Genomic DNA, 16,922 nt, shown 5'->3' with positions numbered 1-16,922 from the left:
GGATCGGACTGCCCGCACTGTAGCACACAGGTGCTACAAACGAAAAAGCCGCCCGAAGGCGGCTTTCCCGAGGCCCCGGCCCGCCGCAGCGGACCGATGGAACCGTCTTACTTGGCCAGGCGCGCAGCGATCGCCGCGCCCAGGTCGCCCGGCGACTTGACCGTGGTGACGCCGGCCTTCTCCATCGCGGCGAACTTGCCTTCGGCCGTGCCCGAACCGCCCGAGGCGATCGCGCCGGCATGGCCCATGCGCTTGCCCTTCGGCGCCGAGGCGCCGGCGATGAAGCCGACCACCGGCTTGGTCACGTACTGGGCGATGAATTCGGCCGCTTCTTCCTCGGCCGAACCGCCAATCTCGCCGACCATGATGATGCCTTCGGTCTGCGGGTCGTCCTGGAACCACTTCAGCGCGTCGATGAAGTTGGTGCCGTTGATCGGGTCGCCGCCGATGCCGATGCAGGTCGACTGGCCCAGGCCCACGTCGGTGGTCTGCTTGACCGCTTCGTACGTCAGCGTGCCCGAGCGCGAGACGATGCCGATCTTGCCCGGCATGTGGATGTGGCCCGGCATGATGCCGATCTTGCACTCGCCCGGGGTGATCACGCCGGGGCAGTTCGGGCCGACCAGGACCACGTCCTCGAAGCCCTTGAGCACGTTCTTCACCCGCAGCATGTCCAGCACCGGGATGCCTTCGGTGATGCACACGATGACCTTGATGCCGGCATCGGCGGCTTCCAGGATCGCATCGGCCGCGAACGGCGGCGGCACGTAGATGACCGAAGCGTCGGCGGCGGTCTCGGCGACCGCGTCGGCGACGGTGTTGAAGACCGGCAGGCCCAGGTGCTCGGTGCCGCCCTTGCCCGGGGTCACGCCGCCGACGACCTTGGTGCCGTAGTCCAGCATCTGCTGGGCGTGGAAGGTGCCCTGCGAGCCGGTGAAGCCCTGCACGATGACCTTGGTGTTCTTGTTGATCAAAACGGACATGTCATCGGCCTCTTACTTACCGGCGGCGGCGGCAACCGCCTTCTTCGCGCCGTCGTTGATGTCGTCGGCCGCAGTGATGGCCAGACCCGAATTCTTCAGCAGTTCCTTGCCGGCTTCGACGTTGGTACCTTCCAGGCGCACGATCACCGGGACCTTGACGTCGACTTCCTTGACCGCAGCGATGATGCCTTCGGCGATCATGTCGCAGCGGACGATGCCGCCGAAGATGTTGACGAAGATCGCCTTGACCTTGTCCGAGCTCAGGATGAGCTTGAACGCCTCGGTCACGCGCTCCTTGGTGGCGCCGCCGCCGACGTCGAGGAAGTTGGCCGGCGAGCCGCCGTTGAGCGAGATCACGTCCATGGTCGCCATCGCCAGGCCGGCGCCGTTGACCATGCAGCCGATGTTGCCGTCCATGGTGACGTAGTTGAGGTCGTGCTGGCTGGCCTTGACCTCGGTCTCGTCTTCCTGGCGGATGTCGCGCATCGCGGCCAGTTCCGGGTGACGGAAGGTCGCGTTGTCGTCGGAATTGATCTTGCCGTCGAGCACGGCGAGGTTGCCGTCGGTGAGGATGGCGAGCGGGTTCAGCTCGACCAGCGCCAGATCCTTCTCGTTGAACAGCTTGTACAGGCCCAGCATGATCTTGGTCAGCTGGCCGACCTGCTTGGCGTTCAGGCCCAGGTCGAAGCCGAGGTTGCGGCACTCGTAGGGCTGCAGGCCTTGGACGTAGTTCACGTTCAGGGTCTTGATGGCTTCCGGCTTCTCGTGCGCGACCTGCTCGATGTCCATGCCGCCTTCGGCCGAGGCGATGAAGGTGATCGAACGGGTGCCGCGGTCGACCAGCACCGACAGGTACAGTTCCTTGGCGATGTCGGTCGCCTGGGTCACCAACACGCTGTCGACCGGCAGCTCGACGCCGGCGGTCTGGTAGGTGGCCATCTTGGTGCCGAGCATGCCCTTGGCGTACTCGCGCACTTCGTCGTAGGTCTTGGACAGCTTGACGCCGCCGGCCTTGCCGCGGCCGCCGGCGTGGATCTGCGCCTTGACGACCCAGAAGTCGCCGCCGATGGCCTTGGCAGCATCGACCGCTTCTTCCGGAGTGCGCGCTACGCGCCCGGCCGGCACTGCGATGCCGTAGTCGGCGAACAGCTGCTTAGCCTGATATTCGTGAAAATTCATGCGTCACCGAGGGGAGTGAAAGACGTCCCGCGCGGACGCCCGGCCAGGGGGCCGGAGCGCGCGCGAGGGGGCCGCATTGTCGCCGATCGGGGCGGGCCGAGCAAAACCCCGGGATGCCCGGCCGCCCGGCCGGGCCCGCAGCGGCCAGGGTCGGCGCCGGTCCGGCCAAGCCGCTCGCCCTATACTGCGTGGCATTCCGCCCGCGCCGGGAAACTCCGCTTGCCGTCAGGTCTCGCCCCTTCCAGTCCGGCCGATGCCGATCTCGCGCTCCGGCGCGAACTCTACTTCTTCACCCTGTACCGGCTTCTGGAAGCCGCGCTGCTGGTGTTTTTCCTGTTCGGCCCGGTCGAGAACCTGATCGGCACGCCGCGCCACGACCTGTTCGCGCGCTCGCTGGCCCTGGCCTACCTGTTCATCGCCGGCCTGCTGTTCCTGTTCAACGGCCGCGGCGAGCTGCGCGCCCAGGTCTTCTCCGGCATCGCCAGCGACCTGTTCTTCGGCATCCTGGCCATCCACGCCCTGCCCGGCGCCGGCACCGGCATCGCCCTGATGCTGATGTTCAACGTCGGCGCCGCGGCCCTGCTGCTGCGGGCGCGCTACGGCATCGGCGCCGCGGTGCTGGCCTGCGCCGGGCTGATCGGCGAATGGGTCTGGAACTGGATCGGCGGCGAAAGCCTGAGCCGGACCATCGCCGAGCCGATCATGTTCGCCCTGGCCTACCTGTCGATCGCCCTGCTCACCAGCGCGCTCGGCCGGCAGATGCGCGAGAGCCAGGAACTGGCCGAGCGGCGCGGCGCCGAGGCGGCCAACTACGCCGAGGTCAACGAGCTGATCATCCGCCGCATGCGGACCGGCGTGCTGCTGGTCGACGGCGAGGGCCGGCTGCGCCTGGCCAACGAGGCGGCGATGCTGCTGCTCGGCGACAGCGGCGAGTACGACGGCCCGCGCCACGGCCATCGGGTGCTGGCCCTGGCCGCGCCCGAGTTGGCGCGGCGGCTGAGCCGCTGGCGCACCGAAGGCCGGCCCGACGAGAGCCCGATGCAGCTCGCCCCCGACCTGCCGGAAGTGGTGCCGCGCTTCACCCGCCTGCTCGCCGGCAGCGACCAGACCCTGATTTTCCTCGACGACACCTCGCTGGTCTCGCGTCACGCCGAATCGATCACCCTGGCCGCGCTGGGCCGCTTCTCGGCGAGCCTGGCGCACGAGATCCGCAACCCGCTGGCGGCGATCAACTACGCTGTGCAGTTGCTGGAAGAGTCCCGCGACATCGCCGTCTCCGACCGCCGCCTGCTCGAGATCGTGCGCCAGCAGGGCGTGCGCATGAACGGCATCGTCGAGAACGTGCTGGGCATGGCCCGGCGCGAACCGGCCAAGCCCGAGCACGTGGAGCTGATGGGTTTCGTGCGCCAGTTCGTCGACGAATACCGCGCCAGCCACCCGATCGAACAGGACACCTTGCGCGCGACCGGACCCGAGCACCGCGTCGAAACCATGGTCGACCCGCGCCAGTTGCACCAGGCGCTGACCGTGCTGGTGCACAACGCCCTGACCTACGGCCGCATGCCGGGGCAACCGGCGCGCGTCACCGTGAACGTCTATTTCGACGACGTCGGCCTGCCGGCGATCGACGTGCTGGACCGCGGCCCGGGCATTCCCGACTCGGTCGCCGAACGCCTGTTCCGGCCGTTCTTCACCACCTCCAGCCACGGCACCGGCCTGGGGCTGTATATCGCGCGGGAGCTTTGCCGGGCCAATCAAGCCTCGCTGGATTATGTCCCGGTGCCGGGCGGCGGCGGCTGTTTCCGCATCCGCCTCGCCGGTTCCAGCGCTTTGCCGACGCGTTGACCGTACCGCTGCGCATCCCATTCCGGACATATTCAAGCACGCCATGCTTGGCCGCCACCGCCACGTTAAGATATCGTGGTCGGTGGAGGGCCCATGGCTGAAACCCGTAGTGCATTGGTAGTCGACGACGAGCGCGACATTCGCGAGTTGCTCGTCATGACTTTGGGCCGTATGGGCCTGCGTTGCGACACCGCGTCCGGCATCGGCGAGGCGCGCAGTCAGCTGCTGCGCAATCGTTACGATTTGTGCCTGACCGACATGCGCCTGCCCGACGGCTCGGGCATGGAGCTGGTCGCCGAAATCAGTCAGAAATACCCCAATACCCCGGTCGCGATGATCACCGCCTTCGGCAACGTCGAAGCGGCGGTGGAAGCGCTCAAGGCCGGCGCGTTCGATTTCGTCGCCAAGCCGGTCGACCTGGCCGTGCTGCGCGATCTCGTGCGTCACGCACTGGAGCTCAACGATACCCGCCACAGCGCCAGCGAAGCGGTCGGCTCGCGCCTGTACGGCGAATCGCCGGCGATGATCAAGCTGCGCCAGACCCTGGCCAAGGTCGCGCGCAGCCAGGCGCCGGTCTATATCGCCGGCGAATCCGGCGTGGGCAAGGAGCTGGTCGCCCGGACCATACATTCCGAAGGCGGCCGCGCCGACGGCCCGTTCGTGCCGGTCAACTGCGGCGCGATCCCGGCCGAGCTGATGGAAAGCGAATTCTTCGGCCACAAGAAGGGCAGCTTCACCGGCGCCCACGCCGACAAGCCCGGCCTGTTCCAGGCCGCGGACGGCGGCACCCTGTTCCTCGACGAGGTTGCCGAGCTGCCGCTGCCGATGCAGGTCAAGCTGCTGCGCGCGATCCAGGAAAAGTCGATCCGCCCGGTCGGCGCGCAGGCCGAAGTGGTGGTCGATGTGCGCATCCTGTCGGCGACCCACAAGGACCTCGCCGCGCTGGTCGCCGACGGCCGCTTCCGCCAGGACTTGTACTACCGCATCAACGTTATCGAGCTGCGCGTGCCGCCGCTGCGCGAGCGCCTCGACGACCTGCCCGGCCTGGCCGCCAAGATCCTGCAGCGCCTGGCCGGCAATCAGGGCCGGCTGGTGCCGCGCCTGGGCGACGACGCACTGGAAGCGCTGCGCGCCTACGGCTTCCCCGGCAACGTGCGCGAACTGGAGAACATCCTCGAACGCGCCCTGGCCCTGGCCGAAGGCGAAGTGCTCAACGCCGGCGACCTGCGCCTGCCGCGCCTGGCGACCCAAGGCGTCCCGGCCGACGCCGGCGCGAACGCCGGCAGCGCCGCGCCCACCGCAGCGGCCGCCGCCGCCGTCGATCCGCGCACGCTCAATCCGCGCGACACCGCCACCAGCGCCCTGCCCTCGTACATCGAGGAGATCGAGCGCGCGGCGATCCAGCAGGCATTGCAGGAAAACCGCTACAACAAGACCCGCACGGCCGCGGCGCTGGGCATCACGTTCCGCGCCCTGCGCTACAAGCTCAAGAAGCTCGGCATCGACTGATGCCGACGGTCCGTGGCCGGTCGCCGCGGACCCGATACTGACCGCCGCGTTTCGTCCGCAACGTTGCGGGGGCATCCGGCGCCTACGAACCGGGCTCGCGGCGAGGACGCCGGAGCCTTGCCCGCCGTCTTCCGTCTCTGTTGCGACGACCCGCCTCCTGCGAGCATCGCCGGCGTACCCGACGCCGACACCACGCCTTGCGCCGCCCCCGGCGCGCTAGAGCAACACCGCTCTCCGCTCCGTGTCCACCACCGTACTTGTACATTCGCGGCCACGCTCGGCAACACCGGCGGCGCACCGGGTCGCGACGGCTGCCGCGCTTGCGTTCGAACGCCGCTCTCCGGCGCAGCGTCGAGCCGGTGGATACGGCAAATCCACTCGCCTCCGGACACCGGCAGGGCGCGTGAAATGCGATTCAAATCACGATTCGCGAATGCAACATCGAAATCGCGCGCCGAGCTCAAGCTGATCGCCTGCAAGGCGCGAATCCATTGCGCGATCAGGCTCACGCTTTTTAACGGCGAATGTTTAACCTGACACATTTGGTCACCGTGAAGGCCTTGTGACTGACCTTCCGCGTCACTCCGCACGACCGCTCCGGGTAGCGATACGTGACCTCGCTACCAGTTTCTGACCGGGGCCTTCGCAGCCACGCGGTTGGCATGGGTTATGCGTACTCCCTGGTGCACGTGCGGCACGCACGGCTGCCGAAGGACCGAACACCGGACCTGCCGGCACGTGAAGCAACTCAATCACTCCTAGGGGATACACCATGAAGAAGCAGCAAGGCTTTACCCTGATCGAACTGATGATCGTCATCGCGATCCTGGGCATCCTGATCGCCATCGCCCTGCCGGCCTACCAGGACTACACCGTTCGCACCAAGAACGCCGAGTGCCTGAACGTCGCCGCCGCCGCCAAGCTGGCCGTGTCGGAAACCGCTCAGGACCGTGGCTCGCTGGCCCAGGTCACCCAGGCCAACACCGGTTACAGCTTCGTCGCTTCGAGCTACTGCACGAGCGTTATCATCGAGGACGGCACCGGCGTGATCACCGCGACCACCGACGGCGACACCCCGGGCACCGGCGGTGCGCAGGTGGCATTCACCCTGGCCCCGACTCTGGACGCTGGTCGCGTCGAGTGGGACTGCTCGGTTCCGGCCGGCACCAAGATGTCGCAGGTCCCGGCCGAGTGCCGCCCGTAATCGTCTGATTACCGCCTGCTTCAACGAAGGCCCCGGCGCAAGCCGGGGCCTTTTGTTTTGCGCACTCGACTCCGCGGACAATCGCGATCGCCGCCGCCCCCGCCCCCTGACGCCCTGCAGTCGCGTTCGCGAATCGGTTCATGCCAGCAGCAACCGCTTACGCACCACTAAGTACCGCTCATCGGCGGACTTGAGTCACGCCGAGAAAAATAGCGACTTTCGTCACTCTTAATCCCCCAATCACATCTTCTGCCGCGCGGCATTGGCACAGAGCATGCTTGCCAAATGGTATCGCGTACCACGGAGCAAGATCGCCGACGGACCGATCGCGGCCGACGCGGGCCACAGCCAAACTCCAGGGGGACACCGTAATGAAGCCGCAAAAGGGTTTTACTTTGATCGAACTGATGATCGTCATCGCGATCCTCGGCATCCTGATCGCCATCGCCTTGCCGGGCTATCTGGACTACACCACCCGGACCAAGAACTCCGAATGCCTCAACGTCGCCGCCGCCGCCAAGCTGGCGGTAGCGGAGACCGCGCAAGACCGCGGCAGCCTCGCAGCGGTCACCGCCGCCAACACGGGCTACAGCTTCATCGCGTCGAGCTATTGCGCGAGCGTCGTTATTGGCGCCAACGGGGTGATCACCGCCGTGTCCTCGCCGCAGAACAGCAACGCGGTGACGTTCACCCTGAGTCCGACCGCTTCGGCCGGCCGACTGGAGTGGGACTGCAGCGTGGCGGCAGGCACCAATCTGACGCTGGTGCCCGCGGAGTGCCGCTAAGAGTCAAACACCGACCTGAGTGCGGATGAAAAACGGGGCGGGAGTCACTCGACGACCGCGCGGCACTCGGCAGAACAGCATGCGCTCCGTATAGTCTGCCCGGGGTTCAATTTTTCGGAACGGACTATGCCCGCTCGAGTAGTGCTGCTGGCCGCGATGGTGCTCACCGCGGTCGTCTATTGGGCCGGCTTGTCCGGCCCCTTCATTTTCGACGACCAGCCCAACCTGGAACCGATCCAGCGTTGGCTGGCCGGCGACACGACCTGGCAAGCGGTGGTGTTCGGCAACGAATCCGGCCTGCTGGGCCGACCGGTATCGATGGGCAGCTTCGTCTTGAGCGCCTACTTCGGCGGCCATACGACGTTCGCCTACAAGCTCGGCAACCTCATCGTCCATCTGCTGTGCGGCTTGGTCGGATGGCAGGTCATCCGTCGCCTGTTGGCCGAAGACGCGAGGCTGGCGCCGCGCGCGGATCTGCTCGCCAGCGTCGTGGTCGGCCTGTGGTTGCTGCATCCGATCAACGCCAGCACCGTGCTCTATTCGGTGCAGCGCATGGCGCAACTGAGCACCTTGTTCGTCCTGGCCTCGCTTTGGACCTATCTGGCCGCACGGCGCCAGTTGGCCGCCGGCAGGCTCGGTCTCGCAGTGCCGGGCTTGTTCCTGCTGTTTCCGCTGTTCGTCGCGGCCGGCCTGATGAGCAAGGAGAACGCTGCCGTCGCTCCGGCGCTGTGCCTGGTGATCGAGCTGGCCTACTTCCTCGCCCGGCCGGAACACAAGCGCGTGCGCCAAGCCTTCTTCGGGGTGTTCCTGGCGCTGCCCGCCATCGCCGTGTTCGCCGCGCTGTTCCTGGCGCCCGACAAGCTGATCGGCAGCTATTCCGAACGCGACTTCACCCTGGCCGAACGCCTGCTGACGCAGTCGCGCGCGTTGATGGATTACGTCGGCACCCTGTTGGTCCCGCGTACGCCGTTGATGGGCCTGTACACCGACGACTTCGCCGCCTCGACCGGCCTCTTCTCGCCGGCGACGACGGCCGTATCGATCCTGGCGCTGCTGCTGATCAGCGCCTTGGCGATCAAATTGCGCAAGCGCGCGCCGAGCTTTTTCGCCGGCTGGTTCTTCTTCCTGGTTGCGCACTCGGTCGAATCCGGCATCCTGCCGCTGGAACTGTATTTCGAGCATCGCAACTACCTGCCTGGCTTCGGCCTGATTCTCGCCGTGGTCGGCTTGACCGCGCTGTTGCCGGATGACCTGCCGCTCAACGTATTCAGCCCCAAGCAACTGGGCTTCCTCATCGCCGGCGGCTTCGCCGCCGCCTTCGCCATGGGCACCCTGGGCCGGGCCAATGTCTGGCAGGCCGAAGACACGATCCTGGAGCAGGGGCTGAAGCATCATCCAGGGTCGCTGCGCGCGCAACTGACCCGGGCCACCATTTCGATGCGCCAGGGCAATCTGCAGGGCTCCTACGATGCCTTCGCCGACCTGGTGGCCAGCAAGCACCCGCGCGTCCAGGCGGTCGGCCGGATCAGCTGGGTCACCCTGGACTGCATCAGCCGCAAGCCGGTCACCAAGAGGGAGCTGCAGCACGCGGTATCGTATGCGCGCCCCAGCCTCAGCTCGTCGGAGGTTCCTGCTCTGCGATTGCTGGCGCGCGTGGTACGAGAGCAGGGTTGCGGCGAAGTCACCCACTCGGATGTCGCCGACGCCATTGCGTCCATGCTCGACCGGGCCTCGAAGCAGCCGGATAGCGCCCGGGCCAAATGGTTGACCCGCTTCCTCGCCGCCGAAACCTATCTCCAAGCCGGCAAGATCGCCGAGGCGCAGAAGCAGGCCGAGCTGGCCTGGAATGCCAGCGGCGATCTCCCGGTCGGGGTCCTGTTGGCGCAGATCTACGCCGGACGCGGCATGAAGCCGGAAGCCGAACGCCTGGTGGTCACGCTACGTCAGCGCATGAAGCCCTACGACAAGACGGGACAGGCGGAACTGGCCAAGGTCCAAGCCCTGCTGGCCAAGCTTTGACGACTCGGCGCGGCGCCCGTTACTCGCGGGCGCCCGCGCGGGCGATGACGCAGGCAACGCAGGCGCCCTCGCGCCCTGCCCTTCAGGTATCGCCGGGATCTCGCCCGGCGGACCAGGCATAGGCGGCCGTCCCCAGAGCCAGTACGCCCAACTGCACGAAACGGTCGACCAGCAAGGCGCCGATGAAAGCCTGCTCGTCCACCGAAAAAACGAACGCGAGCGATCCCAGCAGCGCCTCTTTCACCCCCAGGTTCGCCGGGGTCACGCTGAGGACCAACATCAGATTGGCCAGCGCGCAGACCAGGATCGAGAACACCCAATCCCCGCGCAGCCCGACCGCATGCAGCAACCATTGCGTTTGCAGCACTTGCAGCACGAAGAACGCTATCAACAAGAGCAAGATCTTCGCCTGGCAACGCCACGGCCGGGCCATCGCCTCGTGCACCCCGACCAGTGCGGGCGGCAGCCACGAACGCAGGAACGCGTAGCTGCGCGCATGAAGCAAGGCTGCGCAAGTCAACGCCACCCCAACGGCGACAGCGGCCATGAGCCACACCGGCGCCCGGTAGCGGACCAGAACGTCGCCTCCGTGGATGAGCACCGCCGCGACGAACAGGACCGCGCTGAGACCGATCGTCAGCAACGTGACCAGGAGGAACTGGCCGACGGCGTACCCGGGTGCTACCGCGTACTTGAGGCGCAGAATCACCAGTCGCGAGCCCATCCCTCCCAACCGAAACGGGGTCAGATAGCCGGCCAGCGACGAAGTCATGTTGATGCCGGCCGCGTCGGACCAGCCGATGCCCCGATAAGGCGGCTCCAGGCCTGCCTTGAGAATCCACGCATTCAAGCCCTGCGCCGCGACGTACGACAAGGCCAGAACCCCGACATTGCCCCAGCCGAAAGCCAACGCCCGCTGCACCACCTGAGGGTTGTGCCAGCCATACGCAAACAGCCCCGCAAGGGCGGCGAAGAACAGCGAAGCGCGTAGCCAGGGATGCTTAAACACCCAGGAACCTCGCGAAAGGCCGGGGATCGTTCCACCGCCAATGCGCCCACATCCAGCGCCGGGTCAGCAAGTGCCCGACGGCCGCCAATGAATCGCGCCAGTCGGAGAACAAGGACAGCGGGAAACCTTCGTGAACCCAAGCCACGGAGCCCGGCAACCGCTCCGGCTCGCCCACCGCCTCGCCCGAAAGCCAGCGCCGGTAAAGATTGGCGTAGTCGATGCCCAACAGACGGGCCAGCTCGTGCTGGAGCCAGAACCGAAGGTTCACATCGATGACGAACAAGCGGCCGCTCTCGGAGCAACGGATGAACTCGATCTCGAACATCCCCTGATAGTCCAGCTCGGCCAGCAGCGCAGCGCCGCGCTCCAGCAGCTCGCGATGCAACTCCCCGCGCTCATGGATCACCGAAAGCGTGGAAGTCCCCCCGGGATGCGGATACTCCAGCGCCTTGGCATAGACCACGCTGCCGATCACCGTATCGGTACGCAAGCCGCATAACGACAAATGCCCGCCCAGCGGCGCGCTCAAGCGTTTTTGGACGACGAATTCTTCGCCGGCCCGATACCCCTGCTCGATCTCGCCCGCGCCGGCGCCCTTCTTGCGTATCTCGAAGCCCGTAAACGGATGGCGCGGCTTGACGATCCAATCGCGGCCGGGCTCGCTTCCGGCGTACAGCCGGGTTTCCGGCACATCGGCCGCCAACTGGGCCAAAGCGAGCTTGTCGGCTACGCGCTCGATGGCCGCAATGCCAGCGAAAGGAAACCTCGCGCCGGCCGCCTGCAGCGTCGCGCGATTGCGGGCGATATAGGCATTCCATCGATCGTCGGTGGAGTAGAGCACGCCGCCGCCATCGGCCAGCAGCGAAAGCATCAAGGCGTTGACGGCGTCGTCCGTCGGCTCGGGCCGATGGAAGCGCGCTACCGCGCGGGACACGCTGCAGACGGCGCGCGAGTCCAGATCCACTACGTCGCACCGAAAGCCCTCGCGCTGCAATACCCTGGCGATCCCCAGCCCGTTCGCACGCCCGCCGAGAACGATGTGCTTCATTTCGCCTTGACGATCATCAATATTTCGTTACACAACACTGCGTCGGCGAACCCGGCCATGCGCGAAACGACGCCCACGAGCTTCGGCGCACGCCGCCGTGTCGCGTTCACGAGCATGTTGTCGACGTACTCGATGCGGACCAGGGCGCCATTGTCGGGAACCATGCCGCGCAGCAGTCCCTTCGTGAAACGACGATAGCGGAACAGGGAATTGCCGCGAAGCCGCTTCGCCGCGGAAACGAGCACATCGATGAAATTCCAGCGATTATGGGCGAAAACGAACGCGTAGCCGGAGGTGACCCGAAGCTGCTCCTCGACGATCTTCGCGGATTGACGGTCGTCGAACACCACGATCAAGCCGCTGTGGAAGGTGATTTCGAATGCCGAGTCCCTGAACGGCATGTGGAAGGCATCGGCCACCACGCAAGAAGTGGCCGCGGATGCGGCGCGATCGAACACGCCCCGCTCCTTGTCCAGGCTGCAGCAGAGCGTCTGCGGCAGTTTCTCCGATAGGTAGCGGATGTCCTTGCCGCTGAACGCGCCCATTTCCAGCACCGAGGCAGGCATCAAGTCGATGTCGCGGAGAAATTCCAGCACCCGCTCGGCCCGCTTCGGCCTGGCGCCCCGATACAGTTCGATATTGCTGTCGAACAACGCGTCCCAATGATGAGATTTCATGCCGGTTTCCCCGAGGCATAGCCAATCAAGCCGACGCCGCGTTCGCGCAAGGCCAGCAACGTGGAGCAGAACAGATCGCGGCCGATACCGGCGCAGAACACCGGATGGTCGTAGACCACCGCATGCGCCGCAGGCCCGGACCGCAATTCGGAAACGATGCGCTCGGCCGCGCTCGCGGCGTCCACCCCGCGCACCAGGCAGCTTTCGAAGTACCCCACGCCGCCGGGCTCGCCGGCGAACGCGGTATTGATTTCGCGCAGGATGCCGCCGCTCGCGACCGTGTCGATGGGAATGCCGGGCTCATGGCGATCGTGCAGTTCCTCGAATCCGCACTGCGCCAACACCGCGGGCAGGCCGGAGGGCGAGTTCCAGCCCGGCGAAGAGAACCGGCGCGGGTGTTCCAGACCGACCCGCTCGAACGCCCGCAAGCCCCAGAGGACTTCGTCGCGCAGACGCTCGCCGCTCCAATTCTGCGCTCCCCACTGCCATTCGCCGTGATTGCGTCCGCCATGCAGGCCGAGCACATGACCTTCGCGCCCGGCCCGTTGCAGGATGGCGCCGGCGGTGAGGCCGACTTCGGGATTGAGCAAAGCCGTCCTCAGATAGCCGGACACCCCCATGCGCTGCATCGAGCCCAGTTTGTCCACCCGCTCTTCGCTGACGTTGGCCGGGGACGACGAACGGACCAGCTTGCGCAAATGCAGGCCGCGGGACACCGCGCGCCCCATGTTCACCATGAAGCAGAACTCCGCCTCCAGGCGTTGGGCGAAATCCATCAAGAAGGGCATGCCGCGATGGGCGCACGACCAGGTGTCGACATCGAAGCGAACGGTCAGGCGCATCGACCGGGACGCTCGCTCAGATAGCCGCGCAGTGCGGCTACGATTTCCCGGCTCGGCGACGCGGCTGGCAATGATTTGATCCGTCCGGGCTCGTCGGCGGCACGCTGTGCGAACCGCTTGATCTTGTCCGCGTCGAGGTCGGCCAGCAACACCGAATCCGACAAACCGTCCGGCCGCTCGGTCGCTTGGCGCAGCAATACGCAGGGGATGCCCAACATCGCGCATTCCTCCTGGTTGCTGCCGCCGTCGGTGGCCACCATGCGGGCGCCGCGAATCAGCCGGCCGAACGACAGGAAGTCCATCCGGTCGACCAGCGTCACCCCCGACCACTGTCCGATTTGGCTCAGCAAACCCAGTTTCTCAAGGCGCCGCCGGGTCACTGGATGCAGCACGAAGCGCACCGGCATGACGTCCCGTGCCAGGGCCTGCAGGACGCCGAGCGCGCGATCGAGCCGGTCGCGATTGAACAGGTTTTCCTGGCGGTGCATCGAGAACACCGCATAAGGCGCCTCTTCGGTCGGGGGTCCGGCGTCGGCTTCGGCGGCCACCGCCAGTCGCATCGCATCGACCAAGGTGTTGCCCTGAGTCATGAGCTTCTCGCCGCGGACCCGATCCAGGTTCGCCATGGCCACCGGATCCGGGCACAGGTGCAGGGTCGCGACCTTGGACACCGCGACCCGGATCAGTTCTTCCGGAAAAGGATGGAAGATGTCGAACGAACGCAGACCGGCCTCGACGTGCGCGACCGGCAGCGAAAACCGCCGGCCGATCATCGCCCCCAGCAGGGTGGAAGCCGTGTCGCCGTGGACCACGACCGCGCTGGTCCGGCTCCAGATGCGGCGCAGTTCCGGGGAGCCGGCGCGGCGCCAGGCCTTGACCGCCCACGCCAGCAGGGACAACCGGTCCTTGGCCTCTTCGCCCGGCACCAGCACCAGGTCGGGGTCGGGCAGGCCGAAATTGCGCTGCAGCTCGTCGAAGGTTTCGCGGTGCTGGCCGGTCAGGATCAGCGCATAGTCGACCCCTTGCCCGATGGTCTCGCGGATCACCGGAGCCATCTTGATGTACTGCGCCTTGGTCCCTACGAGGTAAACCAGCACCGGATACTCCGCCCTTAGTCCTTGCGGTAGGTCAGGCTGGTGATCTGCTCGGACACCAGCCCGATCAGGAACACGATCACCGCCGCGCTGAGCAGCAATGCCGACATGTTCGTGAAGCGGCCGTGCATGGCGTAGGTCCAGGCGTAGTGCCCCAGCCCGAGCAGGGTGAAGGCGACGGCAGTCGGGGCGAACAGTTTCAGCGGCGAGTACAAGGTCGCGATCTTGAAGATGATCAACAAGAAGCGGACGCCGTCGCGCAGCGGCCGGATATGGCTCTGGGTGCCGACCCGGCGCGCGACGTCGATCGGCACGTAGGTCACCGGATAGGCGCTGCGGAAGAAGGCCATCGTGCTGGTGGTCGGGTAGCTGAAGCCGTTCGGCAACAGGTGCAGGAACTCGCGGAACTTGCCCGCGCGGACCGCCCGGAAGCCCGAGGTCAGATCCTGGACCGAGTGCCCGGTCATCCAACTGGCGAGGCGGTTATAGAACGCGTTCGCCGCCCCCCGCCCTACGCTGGCCTGACCGGAAGCGTTGCGAGCGCCCACCGCCATGTCGTAGCCGGCCTCCAGACGTTCCAGCAGCAGCGGAATATGGGCGGGGTCGTGCTGCCCGTCGGCGTCCATGAACACGATGACGTCGCCACGGGCTTCGCGGGCGCCGCGCTTGATCGCCGCCCCGTTGCCCATCGAATAGGGCGAAGACAGGACCCGGGCCCCGAACCCGGCCGCCACCGCGGCGGTGTCGTCGGTCGAGCCGTCGTCGACCACGATGATCTCGGCCCCAGGCAGGACCTGGCGCAACATCGGCAGGGTACGGCCCAGCCCCTCCGACTCGTTCTTGGCCGGCAATACTACGGATACGTGCATGTCACCTCCCCAGGGCGCAGGATAGCCGGTGTGCGCTGGGGCTCAAACCACCCGGCTCCAGAATAGCGACACAGGTCAGCTCGCCATCCGCTGAGATTCAGGTAAAGTCAGGGTGGGGAAAACTGAGGGCTGCAATGTCCATCGCAACTGCCAATCTGGTGGGAATCACCGGCATTGCCCGGCGCTTGGTCATGGACGGCGCCCTGGACGAGGTCAAGGCGCGCGAGGCCATGACCGCGGCCAGCGCCGACCGCAAACCGATCGCCACGTATCTGGCCGAGCAACGCCTGGTCACGTCGGGGCAACTGGCGGCCGCCAACTCGATCGAGTTCGGCGTGCCCCTGTTCGACCCTTCGGCCATGGACCCGAGCCAGTCGGCCGTGCGCGCGATCAGCGAAGAACTGATCCGCAAGCACAACGCCCTGCCGCTGTTCAAGCGCGGCAACAAGCTGTTCATCGGCCTGGCCGATCCGACCAACACCGGCGCCCTGGACGAGATCAAGTTCCAGACCAACGCCGCGGTCGAGGCCATCCTGGTCGACGAGGAGCTGATCCGCCGCACCCTGGACCGCTGGCTGGAGAGTTCCGACAACCTCGCCACCACGGTCGGCGACGGCGAGGGCCTGGAAACCCTCGAAATCGGCAAGGACGAAGACATCGCCAACGTCGGCGACAGCGGCATCGACGCCAAGGGCGACGACACCCCGGTGGTGAAGTTCGTCAACAAGGTGCTGGTCGACGCGATCCGCCGGGGCGCCTCGGACATCCACTTCGAGCCTTACGAGACCGAGTACCGGGTGCGCCTGCGCATCGACGGCCTGCTCAAGCAGGTCGCCAAGGTGCCGAACAAGCTGCACGCGCGCATCGCCGCGCGCCTGAAGGTCATGGCCCAGCTCGACATCGCCGAGAAGCGGGTGCCGCAGGACGGGCGCATCAAGCTCAACCTGTCCAAGACCAAGCAGATCGACTTCCGCATGAGCACCTTGCCGACCTTGTTCGGCGAGAAGATCGTGCTGCGTATCCTCGACGGCAGCGCGGCCCGCCTGGGCATCGAGAAGCTCGGCTACGAGGACGATCAGAAGGAATTGTTCGTCGGCGCGGTGGTCAAGCCCTACGGCATGGTCCTGGTGACCGGCCCCACCGGCTCGGGCAAGACGGTGTCGCTGTACACCGCGCTCAACATCCTCAACGACGAGCAACGCAACATCTCCACGGTCGAGGACCCGGTCGAAATCCGCGTGCCGGGCATCAACCAGGTGCAGATGAACGTCAAGCGCGGCATGACCTTCGCCGCGGCCCTGCGCAGCTTCCTGCGCCAGGACCCGGACGTGATCATGGTCGGCGAAATCCGCGACCTGGAAACCGCCGAGATCGCCATCAAGGCCGCCCAGACCGGCCACATGGTGCTGTCGACCCTGCACACCAACGACGCCCCGCAGACCATCGCCCGACTGATGAACATGGGCGTGGCGCCGTACAACATCACTTCCTCGGTCACTCTGGTGATCGCCCAGCGCCTCGCCCGCCGTCTGCACGACTGCAAGCGCGAGGTGCACCTGCCGGAACACGCGCTGCTCGCCGAAGGCTTCAGCCACGAAGAGATCGCTTCCGGCTTCAAGCTGTACGAGCCGGCGGGATGCCCGGACTGCACCGAAGGCTACAAAGGACGTACCGGCATCTACCAGGTCATGCCGATGACCGAAGAAATCCAGGCGATCGTACTCGAGGGCGGCAATGCGATGCAGATCGCCGAAGCCGCCCAGCGCTCGGGCGTGCGCGACCTGCGTCGCTCGGCACTGATCAAGGTGATGAACGGCGTCACCAGCCTGGCCGAAATCAACCGCGTAACCAAGGACTAA

Annotated in this window: 14 protein-coding genes; 6 read left to right on the top strand and 8 right to left on the bottom strand. The window is 66.4% G+C overall.

Annotated features, from left to right (window positions below):
• Positions 1-107: 107 nt before the first annotated feature.
• Positions 108-983 (bottom strand): succinate--CoA ligase subunit alpha, encoded by an 876-nt coding sequence (sucD, locus tag V2J18_RS05185; RefSeq protein WP_336131249.1) that lies wholly within the window; start codon positions 981-983, stop codon positions 108-110.
• A 12-nt stretch (positions 984-995) separates the two neighbouring features.
• Complete coding sequence (gene sucC / locus V2J18_RS05180) at positions 996-2,162, bottom strand: ADP-forming succinate--CoA ligase subunit beta (protein WP_336131247.1); 1,167 nt, start codon at positions 2,160-2,162, stop codon at positions 996-998.
• Between the two features lie 219 nt (positions 2,163-2,381).
• On the opposite strand from sucC, the gene V2J18_RS05175 reads away from it, so the two are divergent.
• From V2J18_RS05175 to V2J18_RS05155, 5 genes are all read left to right on the top strand, one after another.
• Positions 2,382-4,007, top strand: coding sequence for a sensor histidine kinase (locus tag V2J18_RS05175; RefSeq protein WP_336131245.1), 1,626 nt, complete (start codon positions 2,382-2,384; stop codon positions 4,005-4,007).
• A gap of 93 nt (positions 4,008-4,100) precedes the next feature.
• Positions 4,101-5,516, top strand: coding sequence for a sigma-54-dependent transcriptional regulator (locus tag V2J18_RS05170; protein ID WP_336131243.1), 1,416 nt, complete (start codon positions 4,101-4,103; stop codon positions 5,514-5,516).
• A 772-nt stretch (positions 5,517-6,288) separates the two neighbouring features.
• Positions 6,289-6,720 carry a pilin gene (locus V2J18_RS05165; RefSeq protein ID WP_064746445.1) on the top strand — a complete coding sequence of 144 codons (432 nt, stop codon included), beginning with the start codon at positions 6,289-6,291 and terminating at the stop codon, positions 6,718-6,720.
• 371 nt (positions 6,721-7,091) lie between these two features.
• Entirely contained in the window at positions 7,092-7,505 is a 414-nt protein-coding gene (locus tag V2J18_RS05160; RefSeq protein WP_336131241.1) for a pilin, read from the top strand.
• Positions 7,506-7,631: 126 nt separating this feature from the next.
• On the top strand, positions 7,632-9,524 hold the full coding sequence (locus V2J18_RS05155) for a hypothetical protein (protein ID WP_336131240.1): 1,893 nt from the start codon (positions 7,632-7,634) through the stop codon (positions 9,522-9,524).
• Positions 9,525-9,606: 82 nt separating this feature from the next.
• On the opposite strand, the gene V2J18_RS05150 is transcribed toward V2J18_RS05155, so the two are convergent.
• From V2J18_RS05150 to V2J18_RS05125, 6 genes are read right to left on the bottom strand one after another with little or no spacing between them, the layout of a single operon-like run.
• Positions 9,607-10,533 (bottom strand): lysylphosphatidylglycerol synthase transmembrane domain-containing protein, encoded by a 927-nt coding sequence (locus tag V2J18_RS05150; protein ID WP_336131239.1) that lies wholly within the window; start codon positions 10,531-10,533, stop codon positions 9,607-9,609.
• The gene (locus V2J18_RS05145) at positions 10,526-11,581 is read right to left on the bottom strand and encodes a hypothetical protein (RefSeq protein ID WP_336131238.1); all 1,056 of its coding nucleotides are present in this window, start codon (positions 11,579-11,581) and stop codon (positions 10,526-10,528) included. Before V2J18_RS05145 ends, V2J18_RS05150 begins: the two co-directional genes overlap by 8 nt.
• Positions 11,578-12,258 carry a class I SAM-dependent methyltransferase gene (locus V2J18_RS05140; RefSeq protein ID WP_141233329.1) on the bottom strand — a complete coding sequence of 227 codons (681 nt, stop codon included), beginning with the start codon at positions 12,256-12,258 and terminating at the stop codon, positions 11,578-11,580. Before V2J18_RS05140 ends, V2J18_RS05145 begins: the two co-directional genes overlap by 4 nt.
• Complete coding sequence (locus V2J18_RS05135) at positions 12,255-13,100, bottom strand: polysaccharide deacetylase family protein (RefSeq protein WP_336131236.1); 846 nt, start codon at positions 13,098-13,100, stop codon at positions 12,255-12,257. Before V2J18_RS05135 ends, V2J18_RS05140 begins: the two co-directional genes overlap by 4 nt.
• Positions 13,091-14,197, bottom strand: a complete 1,107-nt coding sequence (locus V2J18_RS05130) for a UDP-N-acetyl glucosamine 2-epimerase (protein ID WP_064746438.1) — start codon at positions 14,195-14,197, stop codon at positions 13,091-13,093. The genes V2J18_RS05135 and V2J18_RS05130 overlap by 10 nt, the downstream gene beginning before the upstream one ends.
• A 14-nt stretch (positions 14,198-14,211) precedes the next feature.
• Positions 14,212-15,063 carry a glycosyltransferase family 2 protein gene (locus V2J18_RS05125; protein ID WP_064746437.1) on the bottom strand — a complete coding sequence of 284 codons (852 nt, stop codon included), beginning with the start codon at positions 15,061-15,063 and terminating at the stop codon, positions 14,212-14,214.
• A gap of 134 nt (positions 15,064-15,197) precedes the next feature.
• Between V2J18_RS05125 and pilB the strand changes: the two genes are divergently transcribed.
• Positions 15,198-16,922 (top strand): type IV-A pilus assembly ATPase PilB, encoded by a 1,725-nt coding sequence (pilB, locus tag V2J18_RS05120; RefSeq protein ID WP_075574968.1) that lies wholly within the window; start codon positions 15,198-15,200, stop codon positions 16,920-16,922.

Origin of the sequence: Lysobacter firmicutimachus (assembly GCF_037027445.1) — a bacterium.
Classification (GTDB): domain Bacteria; phylum Pseudomonadota; class Gammaproteobacteria; order Xanthomonadales; family Xanthomonadaceae; genus Lysobacter; species Lysobacter firmicutimachus.
Note: the sequence above shows the minus strand (reverse complement) of the source record. Positions and strands in the feature narration are given on the sequence as shown.

Excerpts from the sequence above, each read along its gene's own strand:
- sucD (WP_336131249.1), bottom strand. The coding sequence starts at position 983 with ATGTCCGTTTTGATCAACAAGAACACCAAGGTCATCGTGCAGGGCTTC.
- sucC (WP_336131247.1), bottom strand. The coding sequence starts at position 2,162 with ATGAATTTTCACGAATATCAGGCTAAGCAGCTGTTCGCCGACTACGGC.
- V2J18_RS05170 (WP_336131243.1), top strand. The coding sequence starts at position 4,101 with ATGGCTGAAACCCGTAGTGCATTGGTAGTCGACGACGAGCGCGACATT.
- V2J18_RS05165 (WP_064746445.1), top strand. The coding sequence starts at position 6,289 with ATGAAGAAGCAGCAAGGCTTTACCCTGATCGAACTGATGATCGTCATC.
- V2J18_RS05160 (WP_336131241.1), top strand. The coding sequence starts at position 7,092 with ATGAAGCCGCAAAAGGGTTTTACTTTGATCGAACTGATGATCGTCATC.
- V2J18_RS05155 (WP_336131240.1), top strand. The coding sequence starts at position 7,632 with ATGCCCGCTCGAGTAGTGCTGCTGGCCGCGATGGTGCTCACCGCGGTC.
- V2J18_RS05145 (WP_336131238.1), bottom strand. The coding sequence starts at position 11,581 with ATGAAGCACATCGTTCTCGGCGGGCGTGCGAACGGGCTGGGGATCGCC.
- V2J18_RS05140 (WP_141233329.1), bottom strand. The coding sequence starts at position 12,258 with ATGAAATCTCATCATTGGGACGCGTTGTTCGACAGCAATATCGAACTG.
- V2J18_RS05135 (WP_336131236.1), bottom strand. The coding sequence starts at position 13,100 with ATGCGCCTGACCGTTCGCTTCGATGTCGACACCTGGTCGTGCGCCCAT.
- V2J18_RS05125 (WP_064746437.1), bottom strand. The coding sequence starts at position 15,063 with ATGCACGTATCCGTAGTATTGCCGGCCAAGAACGAGTCGGAGGGGCTG.
- pilB (WP_075574968.1), top strand. The coding sequence starts at position 15,198 with ATGTCCATCGCAACTGCCAATCTGGTGGGAATCACCGGCATTGCCCGG.